Genomic DNA, 23,105 nt, shown 5'->3' with positions numbered 1-23,105 from the left:
GCCACGTCAGGCGACGGGTGGGGTGGACGTGGTTCACGGCGGGGGCGCGGCGGAGTCGGGATTGACGCGCCGTGCCGCGAAGGGCGGCCGTGCCGACGGGAGTTGCCGGAATGATGATCCGGAAAAGTTGAGGTTTGGGCGGCGGGTGGGGCGAGGAACTGCACGGATCTCTCGTACAGTTTGCGCCGTGGGATCTCTGCGCAATCCGGTCGGGCCGCTTCCCTCCTCCATCTACTGGCGACGGAGGGTCTTCATGCTGTCGGCGCTCGTCGTCCTGGCGCTGCTGATCGCGTGGATCGTGACGTCGAGCGGCGGGGGCGGCAAGAAGAACGCCGGCGGCCCGGACGGCAAGAATCCCGTATCGACGATCACGCCGGGGCCGTCCGGCAGCGGACCGGCGATCAGCCAGGCACCGGGCGGCCGGGACGGGTCGAGCGGGGGCGGTTCGGGGGGCGGTTCCGGTTCGAGTTCCGGTTCCGGCGACGGCGGTTCGGGCGGCACGGGCGGCGGCACATCGGCCGGCTCGGGCGGTTCCGCCGGCTCGTCGGGTGCCACCTCCGGCTCGGGGGACGACGTGACGTCGGGTTCCGGCGGCACGGTCGCCTCGCTGCCGGGGACTTCCACGCTGCCCAACTGCACCGCCGGGTCGGTGGCGTTGACGTTGCGGAGCCTGCACAACTCGTACTCGCCGGAGCAGACGCCGACCTTCGAGCTCACCGCGAAGAACACGTCGTCCAGCGACTGCAAGGTCGATCTCGGACCGAAGAACGCGGTGCTGACGATCACGCCGGCCAGCGCGGACGACAGCTACTGGTCGTCGGCGGACTGCCCGAAGGCGGCGGGGAGCCAGTGGTACCGGGTCTCGGCGGGGAGCAGCATCACCTACACCCTGAAGTGGGACCGCAAGCCGAGCGCCGCACAGTGCGCGACCCCTCCGGCGGGCTCGGCCGGAGACGGCACGTATCTGGTGGAGGCGGCGGCGCCCGGGTTCGGGAAGGTGCAGGCGTCGTTTGTGCTGTCGGCCGACTGAGCAGGGCCTCTGCGGGCTGTCCAGGACGGTCGGGAAAGGGGACACCCCCGGTCTCGACGAGGCCGGGGGTGTCTCTTCACTGTGGTGTGAACTGAGGTTCAGCTCCAGCGCTGGGACAACAGGAAGTCGTCTCTCGTCTCGGTGTAGACCGTTCCGGTGCGCCCCTCATCGAGGACGAGCCCGGTGGCCTTGTCCTTGAGGATCCAGTCGGCGTCGGCGGAGTCGTGGATCTCGTACCACTCCTGGTAGTCGCCACCGTTGCAGTCGAGAAGGTACACGTCACCGTTGCTGTTGCTGTCGAGGCACTTCCCGTTGCCAAACTTCATCAAGTAGGTGCCGTCGGACTGCCTGTACTCGGTCCAGTGTGTGGAGTAGCCACTGGCGGAAACCGTACGGACGCGGGAGTTGTTGTACGCCAGGTATTGGCCGCTCGATTTGTTGTTCCAGGTGACCGGGTTGCCGGCGGCGAATGCCTGCCCTGAGCCCGCAAGGGTCAACGCTGGGGCGAGAACCGCGGCCGCGGCTAACGTTCCTATGAGGCGCTTCTTCATGGAGTTCCCCTCGGTGTTCGAATTGAGAATCGAACGAAATGGTCGGCGTCACGCTACCTCGCATGATCACTCCACGCAACGGTATTTAGGTCAACCAGGGGGAGGCGCCCAGAAGTTGGGGCATCGGGCCAGGAACTCAGACGTACCGCTCCAGAATGGAGGACTCGGCCAGCCGCGACAGACCTTCCCGAACGCTCCGGGCGCGGGCCTCGCCGACGCCGTCGACGGTCTGCAGATCGTCGACACTCGCGGCGAGCAGCTTCTGCAGGCCCCCGAAGTGCTCCACGAGACGGTCGATGATGGCGCCCGGGAGGCGCGGCACCTTGGCCAGCAGGCGGAAGCCGCGGGGTGAGACCGCCGAGTCGAGTGCCTCCGGAGAGCCCGTGTAGCCCAGCGCCTTTGCCACCGTGGGCAGTTCGAGGAGCTCGGCGTGGGTGAGGGCGTCCAGCTCGTAGAGTGCCTCGTCGACCGTGCGGGAACGCTTCGCCGTCGGCTCCGGCACATAGTCCCGTACGACCAGTTCGCGCTCGGGCTCCACCCCGGCGATCAGCTCGTCCAGCTGGAGGGCGAGAAGCCGCCCGTCGGTGCCCAGTTCGACCACGTACTCGGCGATCTCCGTGGCGATCCGGCGGACCATCTCGAGGCGCTGGGCGACCGCCGACACGTCGCGGACCGTCACCAGGTCCTCGATCTCCAGCGCTGACAACGTTCCCGCGACCTCGTCCAGGCGGAGCTTGTACCGCTCCAGGGTCGCCAGCGCCTGGTTCGCGCGGGAGAGGATCGCCGCCGAGTCCTCCAGGACGCGGCGCTGCCCCTCGACGTACAGCGCGATCAGCCGCATCGACTGGGAGACCGAGACCACCGGGAACCCGACCTGCTTGGAGACGCGGTCCGCCGTGCGGTGGCGGGTGCCCGTCTCCTCCGTGGGGATCGTCGCGTCGGGTACGAACTGCACGCCCGCCCGGAGGATCTTCGACAGGTCGGAGGAGATCACGATGCCGCCGTCGAGCTTGCACAGCTCGCGCAGCCGGGTCGCCGTGAACTCGACATCCAGGACAAAACCACCCGTGCACATCGCCTCGACCGTCTTGTCGAAGCCGAGGACGATGAGTCCGCCCGTGTTGCCGCGGAGGACCCGCTCCAGGCCGTCCCGCATGGACGTGCCCGGAGCCACGGCGCTCAGCGAGGCGCGCATCAGGCCATCGGAACCGGCACTCCCACCGGACTTTCCGGGAGCTCCTGCCCGGTCGTTGGCTGCCACTGCACTCCTCCGGTCGCAGGTTCTGAGGCGCTGCCGTCCCCGCACTCGGTTCGTACGGACGGGCGAGACCAGGGCAAAGTCTACCGGCGCTCCTCCGCCTCCCGTGGGGCCTCTCGCCGACGGGAGCGCGGCAGCACCCGCAGCGCGTCCCCCATGTCGGCGACTTCCAGCACCTTCATGCCCGCCGGGATCTTGCCGGGATCGCCCGGCACGAGCGCGTGCGTGAAGCCGAGCCGGTGCGCCTCCGCGAGCCTGCGCTGGACCCCCGTGACCCGTCTGACCTCGCCCGCGAGGCCGACCTCGCCGATGGCGACCAGGTTCTTCGGGAGCGGGGTGTCGCTGGCCGCGGAGGCCAGGGCCAGGGCGATGGCCAGGTCGGCGGCGGGCTCGGAGAGCTTCACCCCGCCGACGGTCGCGGAGTAGATGTCCCGCTTGCCGAGCGCGCTGATCCGGCCGCGCTGCTCCAGGACGGCCAGCATCATCGAGACGCGGGAGGTCTCCAGGCCGGAGGTGGTGCGGCGCGGGGAGGGGATCTGCGAGTCCACCGTCAGCGCCTGGACCTCGGCCACCAGCGGACGGCGGCCCTCCAGGGTGACGGTCAGGCAGGTGCCCGGGACCGGTTCGGCACGGCGGGTCAGGAAGAGCCCGCTCGGGTCGGCGAGACCCGTGATGCCCTCGTCGTGCAGCTCGAAGCAGCCGACCTCGTCCGTGGCGCCGTAGCGGTTCTTGACGCCCCGGACCAGACGGAGGCGGGCGTGCCGGTCGCCCTCGAAGTGCAGGACGACGTCCACGAGGTGTTCGAGGAGCCGCGGCCCCGCGATCGCGCCGTCCTTGGTGACATGGCCCACGAGCAGGGTGGACATGCCCCGCTCCTTCGACGCGCGGATGAGGGCGCCGGCCACCTCGCGGACCTGGGCCATGCCCCCCGGCGCGCCGTCGATCTCGGGGGAGGCGACCGTCTGGACGGAGTCCAGGATCAGCAGCGACGGCTTCACCGCGTCCAAGTGGCCGAGGACCGCGGCCAGATCGGTCTCGGCGGCGAGGTAGAGGTGGTCGTCGATGGCGCCGATGCGGTCGGCGCGCAGCCGGACCTGGCTCGCCGACTCCTCGCCGGTGACATAGAGCGTGCGGTGCTCGTCGCTGGCCGACTTGGCCGCCACGTCGAGGAGGAGGGTGGACTTGCCGACGCCGGGCTCGCCGGCGAGCAGCACCACCGCGCCGGGGACCAGGCCGCCGCCGAGAACGCGGTCGAGCTCCGGGACGCCGGTGGGGCGGGCGGTGGCCTGACGGCCGTCGACCTGTCCGATCGGCACGGCGGAGGTGGTGACCCGGCCGGGCGCCGTCGTACGGACCGCGGGTGCGCCGTACTCCTCGATCGTCCCCCACGCCTGGCACTCGGCGCACCGGCCGAGCCACTTGGCCGTCTGCCAGCCGCACTCGGTGCAGCGGTAGGACGGACGGTCCTTCGAGGTCTTGGTACGGGCAGCCATGCGGAAACCGTAGCCCCCGCCACTGACAGTGGGGCCACGGTGGCCTGCGTGACGGGGGTGGGTGAGCGGGTCCCGGCCACCCCGAGACGGGAACGAGCCGCGGTAGAACAGGTTCCTGTCCCCTATTGAGGGATCGTTTCACCCGTACGGATTAAAAGAGCTCAAGCCGCCAGAAGGGGCCATCCGGCGCCGCCTACGGTCGCACGGGTGATGAGCATCAGTCCGGAGACCTCGCCCCGCATGACCGGCGCACACCGGGCGCACCGGGAGGCGCGCACGACGCGTGACCGCGCGGCGGCGCGTGCGCTGGCGCAGCGACCGCAGGCCCGCTACGAGCCGTACCTGGACGGGCTGTTCACCTACTGCCTCTCGGTGCTGTGCGACCACGACGCGGCCACCGCCGCGCTCGGGGACGTCCTCGCCCTCGCCGAGCGGCGCGGCCAGCGCGTCCCGGAGGCCGCCGGGGACCGCAGGGCCTGGCTGTACGCACTGGCCCGCTGGGCCTGCCTGCGCGGGCTCGCCCAGGCCAAGCAGAAACGTCAGGCCACCCACGCGGCGGGCCGGCACCCCGCCCCCGCCCCCGACCCCGTGGCCCCCGCCGACACCCAGGAGCAGCGGCGCCACGAACTCGCCCTGCTCGCCTGGCCGGAAGCCGCCGGCACCACCCCCGAGCAACGCGAAGCGCTCGAACTCGCGGTACGCCACCACCTCGCCGCCCACGAGGTCGCCGCCGTCCTCGGCATGGACCTGGCCGGCGCCCGGGAGCTGCTCGCCTCCGCCGCCTGCGAGGTCGAACGCACCCGCGCGGCCCTCGCCGTCGTCGAGACCGGCGGCTGCCCGAGCGTGTCCCACCTCACCGGCGACAGCCAGCTGGTCCTCAGCAGCGCCCTGCGCCGCGAACTGGTCCGGCACGTCGACGACTGCCCGCGCTGCCGCCGCACCGCGGAACGCGCGGCCCCCGGCCGGTGGCCCGGCGCGATGACCACGCCCGCCGAGCTGCCCGTCCTGGAGGCGCCCCGCGCGGCCCTGCACGTGGCCATGGCGCACCAGCCACGCGCGCGTGGCGCCGCCGCCCCGCGCTTCGACCGGCGCGGCTTCCCGATGGACCCCAAGGACCGCGCGGCCCGCCGCGACCGGCTACGCGCGCGTGCCGTCACGACGACCGTCGTCGCCACCGTGGTGGCCGCGCCGGTGCTGGCCCTGTGGGCGGCGTACCGGGGCTCGCCGGCGGGGGAGGGCCACGAGCCGTCCGCGACCGCGCGGGAGGCCGCAGGACCCGACGCGCTCGACGGCGACACGGGGGCGGGCTACGAGAACGCCGGCAACGCCAGCACCAGGCCCGGGCCGCGCATCGGCAAGGACGGCAAGGCCGACGTGTCGGTGGAGGTGATCAGCGTCACGGGAGCCGACCGGAGGAATGCCGGCCCGGGGCACCTCGCGGTGACGGCCGCGAACGACGGCGACACGACGCTGATCACGTTCGCGGCGTCCGGCGACGCGGCGGTGCGGTGGTCGGTGTCCACCTCGGCGGGCTGGCTGTACTTCTCCCGGCCGTCGGGAACGCTCCGGCCGGGCGAGTCGTTCACGATCAAGGTGTACGTCGATCATCTGCGGGAGCCGGCCGGGCACTGGAGCGCGCGGGTGGCGGTGGCGCCGGCGGGGGCGGTGGTCTCGATCGACGGGTACGGGATGGCTCCGCCGCCGCGCGGGGGGCCGAAACCGCCCCCTGCTACCGGGAGGCCGACAGCGACGGCATCCGACCCGACGCGGCCGTCACCACCGGTCAGCGATCCGCCGACGTCGGCTTCGCCCACGCCGACGCCCACGGAGTCGGACACCACGGGTCCGACGCCGCCGGCTTCGCCAACGGCCCCCGACAGCGAGAGCCCGCCACCGACTCCGTGAGTCGCGAGGCCCGCTACGGATTCGGCGAGCGCAGAGGGCCCGCTACGGACTCGGCGAGCGCAGAGGGCCCGCTACGGGTTCCGCGAGCGCGGAGGGCCCGCTACGGACGCGGCGAGCGCGGAGGGCCTGCCACGGGTTCCGCGAGCGCGGAGGGCCCGCTACGGACGCGGCGAGCGCGGAGGGCCTGCCACGGGTTCCGCGAGCGCGGAAGGCCCGCTACGGACGCGGCGAGCACCGAGGGCCTGCCACGGGTTCCGCGAGCGCAGAGGGCCCGCCACGAGTTCCGCAAGCGCAGAGAGCCCACCGACTGCGCGGGCACCGTCAGCGGCCGACCTCTTTCCGCCGGCCCGCTTCCTCTGCCGGTCCCTGGCCTCTGCCGGTCCCTGGCCTCTGCAGGTCCGCTTTCTCTGCCGGTCCCTGGCCTCTGCCGGCCCGCTTCCTCTGCCGGTCTCTTGCTACCGCCGGTCTCCTCCTCCCGCCGCGACGGTGCTCGGCCACGACGGTGGAATTCGGCGGTGCCGGGCTGGGCGCGCCATCCGCCGTTTCGGGTGCGGTGCGTCGGTGGGTGCGGCGGCGTGGCCGGTCGCGCAGTTCCTCCGCCGGCCTTCGGCCGGGGGTACCCCCAGCGCCCCTTTCGGGGCGCTGCAGTGAGCCCTACTCGACCGGATCGGCCGGGTGTGGCGCCAGCAGTGGGAGCTGGGAGGCGAGGCGCTCCTCGCACAGCTCCGCCAGGCGGTCGTAGCCCGCCTTGCCCATCAGTTCGGTCAGTTCCGCGCGGTAGGAGACGTACACCGGGTCGCCCGCGCCGTGCGCCGAGGTCGCCGAGGTGCACCACCAGTGCAGGTCGTGGCCGCCCGGGCCCCAGCCCCTGCGGTCGTACTCGCCGATCGAGACCTGGAGGACCCGCGTGTCGTCGGGGCGGTCGATCCAGTCGTACGTCCGGCGGATCGGGAGCTGCCAGCAGACGTCCGGCTTGGTCTCCAGCGGCTCGCGGCCCTCCCGCAGCGCGAGGATGTGCAGCGAGCAGCCCGCGCCGGCGGCGAAACCGGGGCGGTTCTGGAAGATGCAGGAGCCCTGGTACGGGCGGGTCTGGCGGGAGCCCTCGTCGTCCTCGGAGACCCAGCCGTGCGCGGTGCCCTCGGCATGGTTCTGCCAGATCTCCGGCGTGAGCCTCGCCACGTGCTCGGCGACCCGCTTCTCGTCGTCCTCGTCGGAGAAGTGCGCGCCCAGCGTGCAGCAGCCGTCGTCCGCGCGGCCCGCCTGGATGCCCTGGCAGCCGCTGCCGAAGATGCAGTTCCAGCGAGAGGTCAGCCAGGTCAGATCACAGCGGAACACCTGCTCGTCGTCCGCCGGGTCCGGGAACTCCACCCATGCGCGCGCGAAGTCGAGACCCTTCTCGTCCGCGGCCAGGGCCTTCTTCGACGCCCGCGGTGACTTCGCCCGCGAAGAACCGTCGGCTGATTTGGCGGCCTTGTGGTCCTTCGTCTTTTTCGTCTTTGGCACCCGACCAGGGTAAGTCGCCGAAGGCCGCTCCGGGGACCGCTCAGGGTCCGCCGTCAGCAGTGTTCCGTACAGTTCCGTACATGAGACTCGGTGTCCTCGACGTGGGATCTAACACGGTGCATCTGCTGGTGGTGGATGCACACCCCGGCGCGCGCCCGCTCCCGGCGCACTCGCACAAGGCGGAGTTGCGCCTTGCCGAACTCCTCGACGGCAACGGGGCGATCGGCCCCGACGGGGTCGAGAAACTGGTCGGTGTCGTCCAGGACGCCCTGCAGGCCGCGGAGGACAAGGGCGTCGAGGACCTGCTGCCGTTCGCCACCTCCGCCGTGCGCGAGGCCAGCAACGCCGACGACGTCCTCGCCCGCGTGAAGGCCGACACCGGCGTCGAACTCCAGGTCCTCACCGGCGCCGAGGAGGCCCGGCTGACCTTCCTCGCGGTCCGTCGCTGGTTCGGCTGGTCCGCCGGAAAGCTGCTGGTCCTGGACATCGGCGGCGGCTCCCTGGAGATCGCGTACGGCATCGACGAGGAGCCCGACACGGCCGTCTCGCTGCCGCTCGGCGCCGGCCGGCTCACCGCGGGCTGGCTCCCCGGCGACCCGCCGTCCTCCGACGACATACGGGCGCTGCGCCGCCATGTACGCGCCGAGATCGCCCGTACGGTGGGCGAGTTCAGCCGCTTCGGCGCCCCCGACCACGTGGTCGCCACGTCCAAGACCTTCAAGCAGCTGGCCCGCATCGCCGGCGCGGCCCGCTCCGCCGACGGCCTCTACGTCCAGCGCGAACTCAAGCGGGACTCCCTGGAGACCTGGGTCCCGAGACTGGCGGCCATGACCACGGCCCAGCGCTCCGCACTCCCGGGAGTCTCCGAGGGCAGGTCGGGGCAGCTGGTGGCGGGCGCGCTGGTGGCCGAGGCGGCGATGGACCTGTTCGAGGTGGAGAACCTGGAGGTGTGCCCGTGGGCGCTCAGGGAGGGCGTGATCCTGCGGCGCCTTGATCACATGGGTTCCGCGTAGCGCCCGTTCAGGGGGCGGGAAACTGCACGAACGGCCACGACGGCGCCGCACCCGCCAACGCGACCCTGGTCACAACGGCGAGTAGGCGCCGCCTGCCCACCCGTCTCCACCCCGTAACCTGTCCCTCGTGGCAAATCCAAGGGACGTCGTCCGCATCCCGGATGCGAAGGTCGCGCTCTCCACGGCCTCCGTCTACCCGGAGTCGACGGCGACGGCCTTCGAGATCGCCGCGCGCCTCGGTTACGACGGCGTAGAGGTCATGGTGTGGACCGACCCCGTCAGCCAGGACATCGAGGCCCTGCGCCGGCTGAGCGACTACCACCGCATCCCCATCCTCGCCGTCCACGCGCCCTGTCTGCTGATCACCCAGCGGGTCTGGTCCACCGACCCCTGGGTGAAGCTCCAGCGGGCCCGGGCCGCCGCCGAGAAGCTGGGCGCGAGCACGGTCGTCGTCCACCCCCCGTTCCGCTGGCAGCGCCAGTACGCCCGCGACTTCGTCGAGGGGATCTGGCGCATGGCGAACGAGACGGATGTGCGGTTCGCGGTGGAGAACATGTACCCCTGGCGCTACCGCGACCGCGAGATGCTCGCCTACGCCCCCGACTGGGACGTCACCAAGGACGACTACCGGCACTTCACGATCGACCTCAGCCATGCCGCGACGTCCCGCGTCGACGCGCTCGCCATGCTGGACCGCATGGGCGGCCGGCTCGGCCACGTCCACCTCGCCGACGGCCGCGGCTCCGCGAAGGACGAGCACCTGGTGCCCGGCCGCGGCACCCAGCCCTGCGCCGAGCTGCTGGAGCGGCTCGCGGTCACCGGCTTCGACGGGCACGTCGTCATCGAGGTCAACACCCGGCGCGCGATGTCCGGCGCGGAGCGCGAGGCGGACCTCGCGGAGGCCCTGGCCTTCACCCGCCTGCACCTGGCCTCGGCGGTGAAGGTGCCCCGCCGGTGACCGACGCCCCGACCGGCAACGGCGCGGGTACCCGCCGCCGCGGCCGCCCCCCGCGTACCGAGTCGGCCGACACCCGGGACCGTATCCTCGCCACCGCCCGCGAGGAGTTCTCCGAACACGGCTACGAGAAGACGTCCGTCCGTGCCATCGCCAAGGCCGCCGGGGTCGACTCCGCCCTGGTCCACCACTACTTCGGCACCAAGGAACAGATCTTCGAGGCCGCCATCGCGGTCGCCTTCGCCCCTGCCCTCAACGCGCCCGTCGCCATCGCCGACGGCCCGCTGGAGGGCGTCGGCGAGCGGATGACCCGGTTCATCTTCGGCATCTGGGAGAACCCCACCACCCGTACCCCGCTGCTCGCGATCCTCCGCTCCGCCGTCAACAACGACACGGCCGCCGCCGTCTTCCGCCGCCTGATCGCCTCCCAGCTGCTGCGCCGGATCGCCGGGCAGCTGGACCTCCCGGACGCCGAGCTGCGCGCCGAACTGGCGGCGGCACAGCTGATCGGCTGCGCGATGCTGCGCTACGTGATCAAGGTGGAGCCGCTGGTGTCCGCGGACCTGGAGCAGATCGTCGCCAGGGTCGCCCCGGTGGTACAGGGGCATCTCACCGGGCCGTGACCAGCCCTGCTGAGACATGCGTCCCGCATTCCGGACACCTCGTCCCGAGCCGTGGGCAACGGGCGTACGCTCGTTAGCAGCCCTATCTGTCTGAAGGAGCGAGCGACGATGCCCGAGCTGAGGTCCCGCACAGTCACCCACGGCCGCAACATGGCGGGCGCCCGCGCCCTTATGCGCGCCTCCGGTGTACCCGGTGCGGACATCGGCCGCAAGCCGATCATCGCCGTCGCGAACTCGTTCACAGAGTTCGTGCCGGGCCACACCCACCTCCAGCCGGTCGGGCGGATCGTCTCCGAGGCGATCAAGGAGGCGGGCGGCATCCCGCGTGAGTTCAACACGATCGCCGTCGACGACGGCATCGCGATGGGCCACGGCGGCATGCTGTACTCCCTCCCGTCCCGCGACCTGATCGCGGACTCGGTCGAGTACATGGTCGAGGCGCACTGCGCCGACGCCCTGGTCTGCATCTCCAACTGCGACAAGATCACCCCGGGCATGCTCATGGCCGCCCTGCGCCTGAACATCCCGACGGTCTTCGTCTCCGGCGGCCCCATGGAGGCCGGCCGCGCGACCCTCGTGGACGGCACGGTCCGCACCCTCGACCTGGTCGACGCGATCTCCGACGCGGTGAACGACAAGATCTCGGACGAGGACATCCTCCGTATCGAGGAGAACGCCTGTCCGACCTGCGGCTCCTGTTCCGGCATGTTCACCGCCAACTCGATGAACTGCCTGACGGAGGCGATCGGCCTCTCCCTCCCCGGCAACGGCTCGGTCCTGGCCACCCACACGGCCCGCAAGCAGCTGTACGTCGACGCGGCCCGCACGGTCATGGACCTCACCCGCCGCTACTACGAGCAGGACGACGAGACGGTCCTGCCGCTCAACATCGCGACCTTCGCCGCGTTCGAGAACGCGATGGCCCTGGACATCGCGATGGGCGGCTCCACCAACACGATCCTCCACCTGCTCGCCGCCGCCCAGGAGGCGGGCGTCCCCTTCGGCCTGGAGGAGATCAACGAGGTCTCGCGCCGGGTGCCCTGCCTGGCCAAGGTGGCCCCGAACGTCGCGAAGACCCGCACGTACTACATGGAGGACGTGCACCGCGCCGGCGGCATCCCCGCCCTCCTCGGCGAGCTGCACCGCGGCGGCCTCCTCAACGAGGACGTGCACTCCGTCCACAGCCCCTCCCTCGCGGACTGGCTGAAGACCTGGGACGTGCGCGGCGGCTCCCCGTCCACCGAGGCCGTCGAGCTGTGGCACGCGGCCCCCGGCTGCGTCCGCTCCGCCGAGGCGTTCTCCCAGTCCGAGCGCTGGGAGGCCCTGGACGAGGACGCGGCGGAAGGCTGCATCCGCAGCGTCGAGCACGCGTACTCCAAGGACGGCGGCCTCGCGGTCCTCAAGGGCAACCTCGCCGTCGACGGCTGTGTGGTGAAGACGGCCGGCGTCGACGAGTCGATCTGGACCTTCGAGGGCCCCGCGGTCGTCTGCGAGTCGCAGGAGGAGGCCGTCGAGAAGATCCTCAACAAGCAGGTGACCCACGGCGACGTCGTCGTCATCCGCTACGAGGGTCCCAAGGGCGGCCCCGGCATGCAGGAGATGCTCTACCCGACGTCCTTCCTCAAGGGCCGCGGCCTCGGCAAGACCTGCGCGCTGATCACCGACGGCCGCTTCTCCGGCGGCACGTCCGGCCTCTCCATCGGCCACGCCTCCCCGGAGGCGGCCTCCGGCGGCACGATCGCCCTCGTCGAGGACGGCGACCGCATCCGCATCGACATCCCGAACCGCACGATCGAGCTCCTCGTCGACGAGGCCGAGCTGTCCCGCCGCGAGCAGGCCCTGAACGGCGTCTACGCCCCGAAGAACCGCGACCGCAAGGTCTCGGCGGCCCTGCGCGCCTACGCCGCGATGGCCACCAGCGCCGACAGGGGCGCGGTCCGCGACGTGACGAAGCTGGGCTGAGCCACCCCGCAAGCCCGGCAGGGGCCGCCACCTCAGGGGGCGGCCCCTTCCCTTTTCGGGGTTGCTACCAGTCGCCGGGATCCGCCGCGTCCACGGCGAAGACGGTGCCGTCGGGGGCGGTGGCGTAGAGGTGGGTGTCGAGGAGGAGGGGGGCGGACAGGGCGGCGGTGACCTGGCCCGCGTTCGTGCCGAGGCGCGCCGGGGTCTGGCCGACGAGGGTTCCCTTGCGTCTGTCGACGGCGAGCAGGCGGCCGTCGGCGGCGGTGAAGTAGACGTGCCGGTCGTCGGTCACGGGCGCCGAGCCCCGACTCACCGACGTCTGGAGCTCCCAGAGCTGTTTGCCGCTTTCCAGGTCGATCGCCTCCAGCGAGCCGCCGGCGGACAGCAGATAGACGACATCGCCGCGCACGGTGGCACCCGGAGCCACCCGGGGAACGGGCAGTGCCACCCGGCGGGTCGCCCTCGCGTCCGGTGTGTAGCGCACCACCGCGTCCGTCTCCCCGGCGGTGGTATCCAAGGCCAGCAGGAAGAGGGACCCGCCCGCGCTCCCGACCGGCTTCAGATCCCCCGTCAGCCCGACTCTCCAGCGCTGGGCACCGGTGACCGGATCCAGCGCGGTGACCTGGGTGCCTGTCCCGTCGGAGGCGGTGCCGGCCGCGTACACCAACGGATCCCCGGCGAACGAACTCAGGGACGGCGTGCCGCCACCCGAGATCGGCAGGGTCCACCTGGTGTGACCGGACCTGCTGTCCATGCCGGTGATCACCCCGTTGGTCCCTACGGCCAGCAGCATGCTCTTGGTGAACTCCATGACCTGGTTCGCGGGCATGTCCTGCTTCCAGCGCGACGCACCGGAGGCCGGGTCGAGCGCCTCCACCTTCCGGCCGCCGTGCGTCGGCAGCAACAGGAGGCCGCCGGACAGGTACGGTGAGCCGCTCGTACGTTCGTCCGCGACCCTGTGCCGCCACAGCAGACGGCCGTCCGCCGGATCGAGGGCGAAGGCCAGGCCGGACCGGAAGCACAGCAACTTCCCCGCACCGGCGACGCACTGGGGCATCCCCGAACCGCTCTTGGCCACCGTCTCCGCCTGCCACGCCTTGAACGCGGCCGCGGAGCCGTGCACCGTGCTGCCCACCGGCGTCGGATCGCTGCCGCCGAGCCACAGCGCCGAGGCGAGCACACCACCCAGGACCAGGACACCGGCCCCGACGGCGACGGCCATGCGCCGCCGCGTCGTCTTCCGCGCCTTCCTCGGCTTCGGCGCTTTCTGCGGTGCGGCGGCAGGAGGCTCCTCTTCCTGCGAAGGCCCGGCGCCGTCTTCGCCGTCTGCCAAGACCCGCTGTGCCGGTATGAACGCCTGCGTGTCGTACGACGCGGACAACGACCGCAGCCTCCGCATCAGTTCATCGGGCGTCGGCCGGTCCTCGGGCTCCTTGGCGAGACAGCGCAGCACCAGCGGAGCGACCTCCTCCGGTACGCCGGTGAGGTCGGGCTCGTCGTGCACGACCTGGTAGGCGACGACGTACGGGCTGTCGGAGTCGAACGGCCCTCGTCCCGTCGCGGCGTGCACCAGCACCGACCCGAGCGCGAAGATGTCGGCGGCGGGCCCCACCTCACGCGGCCGCCGGAACTGCTCCGGCGCCATGAACGGCGGCGTACCGATCAACTTCCCCGTCTCGGTGCGCAGTTCGCTGTCTTTCGGCCGGGAAATACCGAAGTCGATGACCTTGGGACCGTCTTCGGCGAGCAGCACATTGCTCGGCTTCAGATCCCGATGCACCACGCCGACCCGGTGGATGTCGCGCAACGCCTCCGCCAGTCCGGCCATCAGCCGGCGCAACTGCGCAGGAGGCATCGGCCCGTTCCGTTTCACGTGCTCGGAGAGGGTCGGGCCGGGGATGAAGAGGGTGGCCATCCAGGGCCGATCGGCCTCGGGATCGGCGTCCACGACGGGTGCGGTGAAGGCGCCGCTGACCTTGCGCGCGGCGGCCACCTCCTGCCGGAAACGGCCCCTGAACTCACGGTCCCTGGCGTACTGGGCGTGCACGACCTTCACCGCGAGCTTCAGCCCCGAGGTGCTGCGGGCCAGGTGCACCACACCCATGCCACCGGACCCGAGACAGGACTCCAGGCGGTAGTGCCCGGCGTACTCGGGAAGTTCCGATTCCGCGCCCGCTCCGGTGTTGCGCTGTGGCGTCAAGGGACCACCCCCGTGCTGTTTCCGCGGAGCGCGACGCACGGAGCCTAGTCGATGACTCGTACGAGACAGAGGCGGCTTGCTAGCCTCCGCGTGCCAGTTACGTACATGTGTTTCGTGGCTCGAATGAGGGGAATCAACGGGACTCCATGGCACTCATGGGTCCAGTGGGGGGAGTAACACATGTCTGTTGATCACACGCAGGAGGCAGAGAGCAGCCCCGAGGGGGAGGCTGTCTCGACGCTGGCCGCATCCGTCAAGACGTACGCGGTCGCCCCGGGCGTCCGCCTCAACGTCCGCAGCGGCCCGGGCACCAGCTACGGCATCACGCGGATCCTCCCTGAGGGCACCCGCGTCCCGATCTTCTGCCAGACACCCGGCACGACGGTGTCCGGCTACTACGGCACGTCCAAGATCTGGGACAACATCGACAACGGCGAATACGTCTCGGACGCCTACGTCAACACCGGCAGCGACGGCTACGTGGCCGACCGCTGCGCCTGATCCGGTCTCGCGATCCGGTCTTAGGACTCCGGAGGACTCGTATGACATCGCTCAGACGCAGATCCACCCTCTTACTGGCGGCAGCCACCGGCAGCGCCTTCCTCATGCTCCTCGGCTCCGCCGCCACGGCGAACGCCGCCGCCAGCGTCCGCTACTACCCCATCGCCCCGGGGGTCCGCCTGAACGTCCACGACGGGCCGGGCACCAGCTACAGCATCACCCGTGTCCTGCCCGAGGGCGCCCAGGTGCCGATCTACTGCCAGACCCCGGGTTCGACGGTGTCCGGCTACTACGGCACCTCGAACATCTGGGACAACATCAGCAACGGCGAATTCGTCTCGGACGCCTATGTCCACACGGGCAGCGACGGTTATGTAGCCGACCGCTGCGCCTGACCCGGCCGGTCCGACCCGACCCGGAGCCCGCGGCCGCCCGGCGCCATAATCGTCCCGTGAGCGACGAACCAGGCACCCCGGACACCCCCGCGGGCTCCACCGGCGGACCCCGCCCCGAGCCCCTTCGTTTCTTCGGCACGTCCTGGGTGAACCACGACGACGGCTACACCGCCCGCCGGATCGGCGTGGCCGTGGGCTCGCTCGCCGCCGCCGTCGTCTCCTGCCTGGTCCTCCGCCTCGCCTACGAGGGCGTCCAGCTCGCCGACACCGGCTCCTTCGTGACCGTCCTCGTCGTCGCGATGTTCGCCATCTGCAGCGCCCTGGCCTTCCGCAACACCTGGGAGTCCTTCGGCAAGCGCCCCGACCCCGAACGCCAGGCCTCCCTGCGCGGCCTCCTCGCCATCGGCTTCGTCGGCTCGCTCCTCGCCTACTTCTTCCGCTCCCTCACCGAGGCCCCCGGCGAGAAGCTCCACCGCGCCGAGTACGACACGGCCGTCCAGGAACACGAACACCGCACCACGCGCCGCTCGGGCAACCCGTCGAAGAAGAAGCGGAAGCGCTGAGGCCGACGCACCGGCCGTAAAGAAGGAACGCCGGAGTGGGGGCCATCGGCGATCTCCCGAGCGCAGGCAACGAGCGCAGGCGCGTGGCCCGTCCGCCCTCCGGCCGGCCGCATCCGACCCACCGTGCGGAAATCCCTGTCGCCCCCGCCCCGCCCGCCGGGACGATGGCCGCATGACCACAGGCCAGTCGCAGCCCCGAAACTTGACCCCCGCCCCCTCCCACGCCGCACGCGCGCGCTCCTTCAACGCGGCCGCGGCCCAGTACGCCGCGAACCGCCCCTCCTACCCACCTGCTCTCCTCGACGCCGTCGAGGAGGAGTCCGGCCGTTCCCTCAGGGGTGCCCGGGTGGTCGACGTCGGCGCGGGCACCGGCATCGCGACCGCCCTCCTGCACGCGCGCGGCGCCGACGTGGTCGCGGTGGAGCCGGGGGAGGGCATGGCGGCGCAGTTCCACGCCACCCGCCCCGACATCCCGATCGTCCGCGGCAACGGCAACGCCCTCCCGCTCGCCGACGCCACCGCCGACTTCCTCACCTACGCACAGGCCTGGCACTGGACCGACCCGGCCCGCTCCGTCCCGGAGGCGCTCCGCGTGCTGCGGCCAGGCGGGGCGCTGGCGCTGTGGTGGAACACCAGCGCACTCGACGTCGACTGGATCGCCGACGCCTCCGCCCGCATCAGCCGCTTCTTCGGTATCGACAACGCGACCGAGCAGAGCAAGGGCACCGACCGCACCGACCTCGCCGACCCCAGCGGCCGGCTCCGCTTCACCCGCCGTGAGGTCCGCTGGAGCCGCCGCGTCCCGGTCGATACCCACCTCGCCAACATCGGCAGCCACTCGGCCTTCCTCGTCACCTCCGAGGCCCGCCGCACCGACTTCCTCGCCGAGGAACGCGCCCACCTCCTGAAGACGTTCCCGGACGGCATCGTCGAGGAGACGTACGACGTCCTGCTCCTCGTCGCCCTCAACGTCTGAGGTCTGCCGCCCACCGGCCCGCGGCAGCGATGCGGCCGCGGGCCGGTGGGGGCTGGTCGCGCAGTTCCCCTCGCCCCTCAAAGACATGGCCGCGGGCGGCACCCTGCAAGCGCCGGTAAGCGTCCCCCCGTCACCGCCTGACCCCGACCCTCCCACCCCCTCCCCTTGACGCCCCACCCCCTCCCGAGCATTATTCATCACATGGTGAATTACTCGCCGGAGCCGCCCCAGGCCCCCGGCAACCCAGCCCTGCCCCCCGCCGTCCAGGCCGCCGGACTCACCGCGGTCCGCGGCCCCCGTACCGTCCTCCGCGGCCTCGACTTCACCGTGCCGCGCGGCCAGATCACCGGCCTTCTCGGCCCCTCCGGATGCGGCAAGTCCACCCTGATGCGCGCCGTCGTCGGCACCCAGGCCAAGGTCACCGGCACCCTGAACGTCCTCGGGCGCCCCGCCGGACACCCCTCCCTGCGCACCCGCATCGGGTACGTCACCCAAGCCGCCTCCGTCTACGACGACCTGACCATCCGCCAGAACCTCGACTACTTCGGCTCGATCCTCGACTCCACCCGCCCCACCGCCGCCCGCCGCGCCGACGTCGACCGCGTCCTCGGCGAAGTCGACCTCACCAGCCACGCCGACGCCCTCGTCGGCAACCTCTCCGGCGGCCAGCGCAACCGCGTCTCCCTCGCCGTCGCCCTGCTCGGCAGCCCCGAACTCCTCGTCCTCGACGAACCCACCGTCGGCCTCGACCCCGTCCTGCGCCGCGACCTCTGGAACCTCTTCCACTCCATCGCCGCCACCCGCGGCGCCACCCTCCTCATCTCCTCCCACGTGATGGACGAGGCCGAGCGCTGCCACCGCCTCCTGCTCATGCGCGAGGGCGAGATCCTCGCTGGGGGCACCTCCCGGCCGGAGGCTGGGGGAGACACGCCCGAGGCCCTGCGCACCCGCACCGGCTCCGACACCGTCGAGGCCGCCTTCCTCCACCTCGTCGACGAAGCCGCCGCCAACTCCCGCACGAAGGAACAAGCACGATGACCGCTCAGCCGGCCACCACGGGAACCACCGCGGCCATCCCCGTCAGCGCCCTGAACCTCTCCCGCACCACCGCCACCGCCGCCCGCGTCCTGCGCCAGCTCCGCCACGACCCCCGCACCATCGCGCTGCTGCTCCTCATCCCCTGCCTGATGCTGGTCCTGCTCCGCTACGTCTTCGACGGCAGCCCGCACACCTTCGACAACATCGGCGCCTCGCTCCTCGGCATCTTCCCGCTCATCACGATGTTCCTGGTGACCTCCATCGCCACCCTCCGCGAACGCACCTCCGGCACCCTCGAACGGCTCCTCGCCATGCCCCTCGGCAAGGCCGACCTCATCGCCGGCTACGCCCTCGCCTTCGGCATCCTCGCGATCATCCAGTCGGCCCTCGCCACCGGCCTGGCCGTCTGGCTCCTGGGCCTCGACGTCACCGGCTCCCCCTGGCTCCTGCTCCTGGTCGCCCTGCTCGACGCCCTGCTCGGCACGGCCCTCGGTCTCTTCGTCTCGGCCTTCGCGGCCTCGGAATTCCAGGCGGTCCAGTTCATGCCCGCGGTGATCTTCCCCCAACTCCTCCTCTGCGGCCTCTTCACCCCCCGCTCCGAGATGCACCCCGCCCTCGAAGCCATCTCCGACGTCCTCCCCATGTCCTACGCGGTCGACGGCATGAACGAGGTCCTCCACCACACCGACATGACCGCCACCTTCGTCCGGGACGTCCTGATCGTCGCCGGCTGCGCCCTGCTGGTCCTGGCCCTCGGAGCGGCCACCCTGCGGCGACGGACCGCCTGACCCGCCGCCGACGTCCGTCCAGCGGACAACCGGCCCTCGCCCGCACCCCCGGTGCCAGACTGAACGGCATGAGTCAGAAAGTCGCAGTCCTCGGCACCGGCAAGATCGGCGAAGCCCTGCTCAGCGGAATGATCCGCGCCGGCTGGGCCCCTGCCGACCTCCTGGTCACCGCCCGCCGCCCCGAACGGGCCGAAGAACTCCGCGCCCGCCACGGAGTCACCCCGGTCACCAACCCCGAGGCCGCGAAGACCGCCGACACCCTGATCCTCACGGTCAAGCCCCAGGACATGGGCACCCTCCTCGACGAACTCGCCCCGCACCTCCCCGCCGACCGCCTCGTCATCAGCGGCGCCGCGGGCATCCCCACCGCCTTCTTCGAGGAGCGCCTCGCCACCGGCACCCCGGTCGTCCGCGTCATGACGAACACCCCCGCCCTCGTCGACGAGGCGATGTCCGTCATCTCGGCCGGCACCCACGCCACCGAGGCCCATGTAGCCCACGCCGAGGAGATCTTCGGCGCCGTCGGCAAGACGCTCCGGGTCCCCGAGTCCCAGCAGGACGCCTGCACCGCCCTCTCCGGCTCGGGCCCGGCGTACTTCTTCTACCTGGTCGAGGCCATGACCGACGCCGGCATCCTGCTCGGCCTGCCCCGCGACAAGGCCCACGACCTCATCGTCCAGTCCGCGATCGGCGCCGCCGTGATGCTCCGCGACAGCGGCGAACACCCCGTCAGGCTCCGCGAGAACGTCACCTCGCCCGCCGGCACCACCATCAACGCCATCCGCGAACTGGAGAACCACGGCGTCCGCGCCGCCCTCATCGCCGCCCTCGAAGCCGCCCGCGACCGCAGCCGCGAACTCGCCTCCGGCAAGAAGGACTGACGGTCCGCCGGGGGTGGTCACCGCGCCGCAGCCACGATCTCCTTCGTGGTCAGCACCCGCGCGAAACCACCCCCGTGCAGGGACACGGCCGACGCCTGCGCCAGCTCCTCAGCACTCCGCCGCCAGCCGAACGGCCCCACCAGATCGAAGGTGTACGTCGCGTCGTACGCCACCAGCACCTCGTACCCGAGGTTCCCGCCCATCCGGGCCGTCGTCTCGACGCACATGTTGGTCTGGATCCCGGCCAGCACGATCTGCCCGATGCCCTGCCCCGTCAGCCACGCCCGCAGATCCGGCGCCCCGAGAAACGCCGAGTTCACGGACTTCGTGACCAGCAGCTCGGCGCCACCGCCTCCGGCAGCCCCCTTCCCCCTCCGCTCCGCCACGTACTCCTTGAAGTCGTTCCCCTCCTGCCCCGGCCGCAGCGGCGACCCCGGCTTCGACGAGTCGTGCCGCACGAACACCACCGGCCGCCCGGTCTCCTGCCATACGTCGATGAGCGCGGCGATGCTCTCATCGGCCCCGGGGTTGTTCCGCGGCCCCCAGAAGTCGAGCTCCTCAAAGCCCTTCTGCACGTCGATGACCACCAGAGCCGCATCGGCGGCAACCGCGAGCACCGTGCCTTCTGTGTTCTTCGTGTTCTCCGTGTTCTCGGTCCTCTCGGTGTTCTCCGTGCGCTGCGTGCTTTCCGCGTCGTTTCCCATGGCCACGATCCTGCCGCCGGCGGCCGCCACGCCCCAGCGGGGTAAAAGCCAGCGATCGATGGTTTACTGCCAGCCATGCCGACCACGGCCCCCGCACAGCGCATCGCCCTCGTCGCCTTCCCCGGCATCCGCGCCTTCGACGTCTCCGTCATCACCGAGGTCTGGGGCGCCGACCGCACCGACCGCGGCGCCCCCGCCTTCGACCTGCGCAGAGTCGCCGCGGACAGCACCCCCATCCCGATGCGCGGCGGCCTGGCCCTGCACCCCGACCGCACCCTCGCCTGGCTGAACCGAGCCGATCTCATCGTCGTCCCCGGCCTCGACGACCACCTCACCCCCGCACCCACCCCCGTTCTCGACGCACTCCGCCGCGCCCACGCCCGCGGCACCACCCTCGCCGCCCTCTGCGGCGGCGCCTTCACCCTCGCCCAGGCCGGCCTGCTCGACGGCCGCCGCGCCATCACCCACTGGAACCTGATCGACCTCCTGCGCACCCGGCACCCCTGCATCACCGTCGTCCCCGACGCCCTCTTCATCGAGGACGACAACATCTGGACCGCCGCCGGCACGGCCGCCGGCATCGACCTCTGCCTCCATCTGGTCCGGCAGACACACGGTGCCGAGGCCGCGGCCACCATCGCCCGCTCGATGGTCACAGCCCCCTTCCGCACGGGAACCCAGGCACAGTTCATCGAGCACCCCACACCACGCGCCGACCGTGACGCCGACACCCTGGCCGCCGTACGCGAACACGCCTTGCGCCACCTGCACGAACCACTCACGGTCGCCGACCTGGCGGCCCGCGCCGGGATGTCCCCGCGCAGCTTCGCCCGCCACTTCACGGCGGAGACCGGCACGACCCCGCTCCGCTGGCTCCTCGACCAGCGCCTCGCCGCGGCCCAGAAACTCCTCGAACGCACCGACCTGCCCATGCCCGAGATCGCCCGCCGGGCCGGGTTCGGCAGCGAGGTCACGATGCGCCAGCACTTCGCATCGCGCCTCGCCACCAGCCCCCGCGCCTACCGCGCCGCGTTCAACGCGGGCTCGGCCGTCACCGAGCCCGAGCCCGACCCCGAGAAGGCGCCAGGCGGCAACAGCCCGATCGCCCGATAAGCCGTATCAACGATCGGCCGGGCGATCGCCCGAGCCTTCTCCGCCCCATGCCGCAGCACCCCCTCCACATATCCCGGATCGGCACACAACTCCTTGTGCCTGGCCTGCACGGGCCTGAGCGTCTCCAGCACCGCCTCCGCGGTGGCCTGTTTCAGAGCGCCGTACGAATCGTGAACGGTTGCCAGTGACTCAGGGTTCCCGCCCGTGCACGCAGCGAGAATCTCCAGCAGATTCGCGACCCCTGGCCGCTCCTCCCGGTCGTACACGACCTCCCGCCCGCTGTCGGTCACGGCCCGCATGACCTTCTTCCGGATCACGTCCGGCTCGTCGAGCAGATAGACGATCCCGGGGCCGGAGTCGTCGCTCTTCCCCATCTTCGACGTCGGATCCTGCAGGTTCATCACCCGCGCCGCCACCGTCGGCACGGTCGCCTTCGGCACCACGAAGGTGTGCCCGTACCGCTGGTTGAACCGCACCGCCAGATCGCGGGTCAGCTCCACATGCTGCGCCTGATCGTCCCCGACCGGCACCTCGTCCGCACCGTACGCCAGGATGTCCGCCGCCATCAGCGCCGGATACGTCAGCAGGGACAGCCGCACCCCACGCCCCCGCGCACCCTCGCTCGCGACCTTCTCCTTGTACTGGATCATCCGCCGCATCTCACCGTCGGTCGCCACGCACTCCATGACGTACGACAGCCGGGTGTGCTCGTCGACATGGCTCTGCACGAACACGGTGCACAGCTCCGGATCCAGCCCCGCCGCCAGCAGCAGCGTCGCCGCCTGTCGGGTGAGCCTGCGCAACCGGGCCGGGTCGTGGTCCACGGTCATGCCGTGCAGATCGACGACGCAGAACAGCGCGTCGGCCTGGTGCTGGTCCACCGCGGCCCACTGCCGCATCGCCCCCAGGTAGTTCCCCAGTGTCAGGTGCCCGGTCGGCTTGATCCCGCTGAAGACCCGTGTCATTCCCTCTCCACCTCCTGGTCGAGGCCGCCGGCCCCGGCGGCCGGCCCTCAGGGGTTCTGGAGGGAGATACGCGAACGGCCGCCGAGGCGGCGGCCGTTGAATACGTACGTGAGCGCGGCCGCCGTCAGGCGGGCCACCACTGCTGGGTACACGTACGCGTAGTCATGCGGTCCACCATACGCCGCCGGGGTGCCGTCCGGCCGCGAGTTGACACGCCCCAACCGGATACGTAGTGTTCTCCGAGTTGTCCGACGTGAGCGCCGACCCCGGTCGGTCCCCGGACAACCATTCCGCAAGTACCTGCCAGCAATCGGCGACATGTCGTCGTGGGCTTTGGCGTGCGTATTTGCGGAATGTGGAATCCACGTTCGAAAGGACGCGGCCCCCGATTAGCTCGGAGGTCGGGAATCCGCTAAAGTCTCACTCGTCGGAACGGCCCAACAGCCGCGAAGGCAACTCCCGCTGACTGGGAATCAGACGCCGAAAGGATCTGATAGAGTCGGAAACGCCGGAAAGGGAAACGCGAGAGCGGGAACCTGGAAAGCGCCGAGGAAATCGGATCGAGAAAAGATCTGATAGAGTCGGAAACGCAGGACCGAAGGGAAGCCCGGAGGAAAGCCCGAGAGGGTGAGTACAAAGGAAGCGACCGTTCCTTGAGAACTCAACAGCGTGCCAAAAGTCAACGCCA

At 71.3% G+C, this 23,105-nt stretch carries 22 protein-coding genes; 14 read left to right on the top strand and 8 right to left on the bottom strand.

Annotated features, from left to right (window positions below; translation table 11 throughout):
* The first annotated feature begins 187 nt into the window (after window positions 1-187).
* Window positions 188-1,030 carry a hypothetical protein gene (locus ACFY0P_RS51065; protein ID WP_388929351.1) on the top strand — a complete coding sequence of 281 codons (843 nt, stop codon included), beginning with the start codon at window positions 188-190 and terminating at the stop codon, window positions 1,028-1,030.
* Between the two features lie 98 nt (window positions 1,031-1,128).
* On the opposite strand, the gene ACFY0P_RS51060 is transcribed toward ACFY0P_RS51065, so the two are convergent.
* The 3 genes from ACFY0P_RS51060 to radA form a co-directional block, all read right to left on the bottom strand.
* The gene (locus ACFY0P_RS51060; RefSeq protein WP_388929350.1) at window positions 1,129-1,581 is read right to left on the bottom strand and encodes a ricin-type beta-trefoil lectin domain protein; all 453 of its coding nucleotides are present in this window, start codon (window positions 1,579-1,581) and stop codon (window positions 1,129-1,131) included.
* A 136-nt stretch (window positions 1,582-1,717) separates the two neighbouring features.
* Window positions 1,718-2,842 carry a DNA integrity scanning diadenylate cyclase DisA gene (gene disA, locus ACFY0P_RS51055; protein WP_388929349.1) on the bottom strand — a complete coding sequence of 375 codons (1,125 nt, stop codon included), beginning with the start codon at window positions 2,840-2,842 and terminating at the stop codon, window positions 1,718-1,720.
* An 80-nt stretch (window positions 2,843-2,922) separates the two neighbouring features.
* Window positions 2,923-4,332, bottom strand: coding sequence for a DNA repair protein RadA (gene radA, locus ACFY0P_RS51050; RefSeq protein ID WP_093499982.1), 1,410 nt, complete (start codon window positions 4,330-4,332; stop codon window positions 2,923-2,925).
* Between the two features lie 207 nt (window positions 4,333-4,539).
* On the opposite strand from radA, the gene ACFY0P_RS51045 reads away from it, so the two are divergent.
* On the top strand, window positions 4,540-6,237 hold the full coding sequence (locus tag ACFY0P_RS51045) for a hypothetical protein (RefSeq protein WP_388929348.1): 1,698 nt from the start codon (window positions 4,540-4,542) through the stop codon (window positions 6,235-6,237).
* 654 nt (window positions 6,238-6,891) lie between these two features.
* Here ACFY0P_RS51045 and ACFY0P_RS51040 read toward each other — a convergent pair.
* On the bottom strand, window positions 6,892-7,740 hold the full coding sequence (locus tag ACFY0P_RS51040) for a hypothetical protein (protein WP_388929347.1): 849 nt from the start codon (window positions 7,738-7,740) through the stop codon (window positions 6,892-6,894).
* 80 nt (window positions 7,741-7,820) lie between these two features.
* On the opposite strand from ACFY0P_RS51040, the gene ACFY0P_RS51035 reads away from it, so the two are divergent.
* The 4 genes from ACFY0P_RS51035 to ilvD all read left to right on the top strand — a co-directional run bounded on the left by ACFY0P_RS51035 (window position 7,821) and on the right by ilvD (window position 12,293).
* Window positions 7,821-8,753, top strand: a complete 933-nt coding sequence (locus tag ACFY0P_RS51035; RefSeq protein ID WP_388929346.1) for a Ppx/GppA family phosphatase — start codon at window positions 7,821-7,823, stop codon at window positions 8,751-8,753.
* A gap of 127 nt (window positions 8,754-8,880) precedes the next feature.
* Window positions 8,881-9,711 carry a sugar phosphate isomerase/epimerase gene (locus ACFY0P_RS51030; protein WP_351496963.1) on the top strand — a complete coding sequence of 277 codons (831 nt, stop codon included), beginning with the start codon at window positions 8,881-8,883 and terminating at the stop codon, window positions 9,709-9,711.
* Window positions 9,708-10,331 (top strand): TetR family transcriptional regulator, encoded by a 624-nt coding sequence (locus ACFY0P_RS51025; RefSeq protein ID WP_388929345.1) that lies wholly within the window; start codon window positions 9,708-9,710, stop codon window positions 10,329-10,331. Before ACFY0P_RS51030 ends, ACFY0P_RS51025 begins: the two co-directional genes overlap by 4 nt.
* A gap of 108 nt (window positions 10,332-10,439) precedes the next feature.
* Window positions 10,440-12,293, top strand: a complete 1,854-nt coding sequence (gene ilvD, locus ACFY0P_RS51020) for a dihydroxy-acid dehydratase (protein ID WP_388929344.1) — start codon at window positions 10,440-10,442, stop codon at window positions 12,291-12,293.
* A 64-nt stretch (window positions 12,294-12,357) separates the two neighbouring features.
* Here the strand turns inward: ilvD and ACFY0P_RS51015 are convergent, their stop codons facing one another.
* Window positions 12,358-14,493 carry a PQQ-binding-like beta-propeller repeat protein gene (locus tag ACFY0P_RS51015; protein ID WP_388929343.1) on the bottom strand — a complete coding sequence of 712 codons (2,136 nt, stop codon included), beginning with the start codon at window positions 14,491-14,493 and terminating at the stop codon, window positions 12,358-12,360.
* Between the two features lie 180 nt (window positions 14,494-14,673).
* Between ACFY0P_RS51015 and ACFY0P_RS51010 the strand changes: the two genes are divergently transcribed.
* The 7 genes from ACFY0P_RS51010 to proC all read left to right on the top strand — a co-directional run bounded on the left by ACFY0P_RS51010 (window position 14,674) and on the right by proC (window position 19,635).
* Window positions 14,674-14,994 (top strand): SH3 domain-containing protein, encoded by a 321-nt coding sequence (locus tag ACFY0P_RS51010; RefSeq protein WP_388929342.1) that lies wholly within the window; start codon window positions 14,674-14,676, stop codon window positions 14,992-14,994.
* 41 nt (window positions 14,995-15,035) lie between these two features.
* Complete coding sequence (locus tag ACFY0P_RS51005) at window positions 15,036-15,389, top strand: hypothetical protein (RefSeq protein WP_388929341.1); 354 nt, start codon at window positions 15,036-15,038, stop codon at window positions 15,387-15,389.
* A 56-nt stretch (window positions 15,390-15,445) separates the two neighbouring features.
* Window positions 15,446-15,952 carry an EamA/RhaT family transporter gene (locus ACFY0P_RS51000; RefSeq protein WP_388929340.1) on the top strand — a complete coding sequence of 169 codons (507 nt, stop codon included), beginning with the start codon at window positions 15,446-15,448 and terminating at the stop codon, window positions 15,950-15,952.
* Between the two features lie 172 nt (window positions 15,953-16,124).
* Entirely contained in the window at window positions 16,125-16,928 is an 804-nt protein-coding gene (locus tag ACFY0P_RS50995; RefSeq protein ID WP_388929339.1) for a class I SAM-dependent methyltransferase, read from the top strand.
* A gap of 201 nt (window positions 16,929-17,129) precedes the next feature.
* Window positions 17,130-17,966, top strand: a complete 837-nt coding sequence (locus tag ACFY0P_RS50990; protein WP_388929338.1) for an ABC transporter ATP-binding protein — start codon at window positions 17,130-17,132, stop codon at window positions 17,964-17,966.
* Window positions 17,963-18,754 (top strand): ABC transporter permease, encoded by a 792-nt coding sequence (locus tag ACFY0P_RS50985; RefSeq protein WP_388929337.1) that lies wholly within the window; start codon window positions 17,963-17,965, stop codon window positions 18,752-18,754. The genes ACFY0P_RS50990 and ACFY0P_RS50985 overlap by 4 nt, the downstream gene beginning before the upstream one ends.
* Window positions 18,755-18,822: 68 nt before the next feature.
* Window positions 18,823-19,635 carry a pyrroline-5-carboxylate reductase gene (proC, locus tag ACFY0P_RS50980; protein ID WP_388929336.1) on the top strand — a complete coding sequence of 271 codons (813 nt, stop codon included), beginning with the start codon at window positions 18,823-18,825 and terminating at the stop codon, window positions 19,633-19,635.
* Between the two features lie 17 nt (window positions 19,636-19,652).
* Here the strand turns inward: proC and ACFY0P_RS50975 are convergent, their stop codons facing one another.
* Window positions 19,653-20,339, bottom strand: a complete 687-nt coding sequence (locus tag ACFY0P_RS50975; protein WP_388929335.1) for a cysteine hydrolase family protein — start codon at window positions 20,337-20,339, stop codon at window positions 19,653-19,655.
* Between the two features lie 75 nt (window positions 20,340-20,414).
* Here ACFY0P_RS50975 and ACFY0P_RS50970 point away from each other — a divergent pair, with 75 nt between their 5' ends.
* Window positions 20,415-21,452, top strand: coding sequence for a GlxA family transcriptional regulator (locus ACFY0P_RS50970; RefSeq protein ID WP_388929334.1), 1,038 nt, complete (start codon window positions 20,415-20,417; stop codon window positions 21,450-21,452).
* On the opposite strand, the gene trpS is transcribed toward ACFY0P_RS50970, so the two are convergent.
* Window positions 21,359-22,417 carry a tryptophan--tRNA ligase gene (gene trpS, locus ACFY0P_RS50965; protein ID WP_388929333.1) on the bottom strand — a complete coding sequence of 353 codons (1,059 nt, stop codon included), beginning with the start codon at window positions 22,415-22,417 and terminating at the stop codon, window positions 21,359-21,361. The two genes, ACFY0P_RS50970 and trpS, sit on opposite strands and share 94 nt — an antisense overlap.
* Before the next feature lie 473 nt (window positions 22,418-22,890).
* The coding region (locus ACFY0P_RS50960; RefSeq protein WP_388929332.1) for a hypothetical protein at window positions 22,891-23,105 on the bottom strand (215 nt) is incomplete at its 5' end.

Origin of the sequence: Streptomyces sp. NPDC001714 (assembly GCF_042892755.1) — a bacterium.
Taxonomy (GTDB): Bacteria; Actinomycetota; Actinomycetes; order Streptomycetales; family Streptomycetaceae; genus Streptomyces.
Note: the sequence above shows the minus strand (reverse complement) of the source record. Positions and strands in the feature narration are given on the sequence as shown.